The organism is Flavisolibacter ginsengisoli DSM 18119 (assembly GCF_900129295.1).
Taxonomy (GTDB): Bacteria; Bacteroidota; Bacteroidia; order Chitinophagales; family Chitinophagaceae; genus Flavisolibacter; species Flavisolibacter ginsengisoli.
The window spans coordinates 1-2,825 of the sequence record NZ_FQUU01000048.1; the positions used below are offsets into that span (position 1 = coordinate 1).

Sequence of the window (2,825 nt, forward strand, 5' to 3'; positions counted from 1 at the left end):
ACTACCTCTACTTCCATTAAAACAGAGGCTGAAAACTGGAAAAGCATGAGTGGTGTTCAGACTGAAAACACTTCAGACGCAGGTGGTGGTAAAGATGTGGGCTGGATAGACAACGGCGACTGGATGGACTACAGCATCTCTGCACCATCTGCAGGTACTTATACTGTAAACTGCAGGATAGCCAGTATTTACAGTACTTCGCAGTTCCAGGTGAAGAACAGTGCTGGAACGGTCCTTGCCACGGTGAATGTTCCTTCTACGGGTGGCTACCAGGTATGGAAAACGGTTAGTGCTACTATTAACCTACCTGCTGGTGCCCAAACTCTTAGAATACAATCTTCATCATCCCAGGGATTCAATTTCAACTGGTTTGAGTTGATAAGTGCTTCAGCTGGTTTAACGATGATCCAGGGCTCAACATCGGTTACAGATACTTCTGCAACTGCTTTGGATGTTTCTCCAAATCCAACAACCGACAAGTTTGTGTTACAAGTAAATAATACTTTGGCTGGCAATGTTACTGTGCAGGTAATAAATGCAGCAGGTGCCCTGCAAAAGCAATTCAGCTTTTCCAAAACAGCAGGGTCTACGCAGTTTTATATTTCAATTGGCGATTTGCCTGCAGCTACTTTTACCATTAAGGTTTCTATGACCGGATGGACTGATTCAACGCAGATCATAAAACAATAAGTTCAGTACTCTAATGAAGAAAAATAAATGGCCGGTGTTTCACCGGCCTTTATTTATTTAATTATTATAATTCAGTGATTACACTTTCTGATTTTGCACCACAGTAAAGGCCTTCTTCAACTTCAGGAAATGTTTTTCATAAAGTTCATAAGAAAGTCCTGCCACGATAACAACGATAGTTACAGACAGTAAAGGATATAGTATTTCAAATACCAACCGGTTATCTCTAGAGAACCACTTCATTAAAAAGAGCAACAAAATCTGTATAATAGAAGAATGCCACACATACATACCATAAGAATACCTGCCCATTCTTCTTAAAAAGGAGTTCTCAAAATTGAAAATAAAATTGCCTGTAGATGCAGCAAGGATGATATAAGCAAATAATATAGAGGCAACTGTAGAAAAGAAATACTTATCAATGATTTGAGCCTTCGGAAGTACATTGGTTACATATAAAAAAGCCAGGAATATAACTATTGACTGTATCACTTTGTTTTCTACAACTCCCTTTATCTTCCCATAAATATTTTTATTGAAATTGAAGTAAGCCGCCAGGATTCCCATTCCAAACGCATCGAACCAACAGGTTGTGAATGTATAAAGGGGGTTAATGTGATTATTGGTATGAATAGTTCCCGAAGTTATCAGGTATTCAAGTAAAAACTTTGATCCTATTCCAATAGCTATCAGCCCTAAACTTATACCCAGGAAATTATTAGCTTTCTTGACCAGCCAGGGGGCCATAAGGTAAAATTGTTCTTCTATACACACCGACCAGTAAAGTTCGATAATACCTTTATTTATGGTAGCAAATATTAACTGGAGGTTGATGCTAAAAGTAAAAAGATATATAAGGTTGATGGTAGCAGGTGTGTCAATTGAAAGTCCCAACATTTTAAATACATAATCTATTCCCAGTATGGATAAAAGTCCAAATCCAAAATATAAGGGCCAGATGCGTAAGATCCTTCTAACATAAAAACTTTTGATTTGTATGGTATGCGTATACTGCTTTTCCACAAAAAGCAAGGAAAATATCAGGAAGCCACTCAATACAAAAAATAAAGTAACACCATGAGAGCCCAAAGAGGAAACCATTCCTTTCTCTACGTTGGAAAGATCTACCCCCGGATTTCCTTTATAATCTGAAAGATGTTGTAACATCACCATTAAGGCAGCAAAGAACCTGATACCGTCAAGATTTTTAAAGTATACACGTGGCACAGCCACAGTGGCAGATGGTGTAGGTGTTTTGTTTTCAAGTAGAGGCAAGGTTGCGGAATTCTCCATACAAATTCTGATGTTAGCTTTAAACCAGGATTTTTGCAATAGTTGCACGCTAGCTATCTGCGTGCCTATTTATTTTCTTTTTGTTGATAATTCAAAATACTACAATGTCTTTCAAAAATGCCTAATAGTAAAGAGCATTTTTGCTCCTGATTAATATTTAGCTGCAATAGGCTAATCATAAATCAAACCAGCTTATTTTAAAAAGCAGGCATGTATAATTAAAATTTCTACTTTAATTGTTGTACTATTTCGTGCAAGATATTATATTTGTAAACGTTGGACTGTTTTTAGTCGAATCCCTAATATTTAAGAAGAACTAAGTAGGACCTCCTCATCTTATAGAAATATCGCCTGGTTTCTCAGGCTATAGCAATTAACCTGATCGTTTTTCCCATCCTGTTGAATTCCGTTTTTGATTTTAATTGTACCCCCTGATTCCCTGACCTGTAAATATTATCTACAGGTAATCCGCCTATTGAAACAAAAATTTGAATTCATAGACCCTAACAAGCTGGAAAAATGAGAAAGTTTACCCATTGTATCGCCCTCTTGATGGCATTTTATGTAGCTATTGCTCTACAAACTGCAAGTGCCCAAAGTGTTTTAGATCCTAATGACCCAGTGATCACTTACAATCCAAACACGCCTCCGGTTCAGCCACCTGATGGCCAGATTGGAAAATGGGTGCGCACGGTCAGAATGAGCTGGAATACGGATATGTACAAGGCCTATATCTATAAAGGCCTCGCGTTCCGTCTTCACTTCCCTAAAACTTACAACCCTACTGCTAATGATGGAAAAAAGTATCCAATTATGCTTTTCTTCCATGGGCATGGTGAGTA

At 37.9% G+C, this 2,825-nt stretch carries 3 protein-coding genes; 2 read left to right on the top strand and 1 reads right to left on the bottom strand.

The window, feature by feature from the left end:
* Positions 1–690 (top strand): carbohydrate-binding protein (locus BUA53_RS20825; RefSeq protein ID WP_139256551.1); only part of this gene is annotated, 690 nt, incomplete at its 5' end.
* A gap of 78 nt (positions 691–768) precedes the next feature.
* Here the strand turns inward: BUA53_RS20825 and BUA53_RS20830 are convergent.
* On the bottom strand, positions 769–1,983 hold the full coding sequence (locus BUA53_RS20830; RefSeq protein WP_072837320.1) for an acyltransferase family protein: 1,215 nt from the start codon (positions 1,981–1,983) through the stop codon (positions 769–771).
* Between the two features lie 519 nt (positions 1,984–2,502).
* Between BUA53_RS20830 and BUA53_RS21090 the strand changes: the two genes are divergently transcribed.
* The coding region (locus BUA53_RS21090) for a hypothetical protein (protein ID WP_217653048.1) at positions 2,503–2,825 on the top strand (323 nt) is incomplete at its 3' end.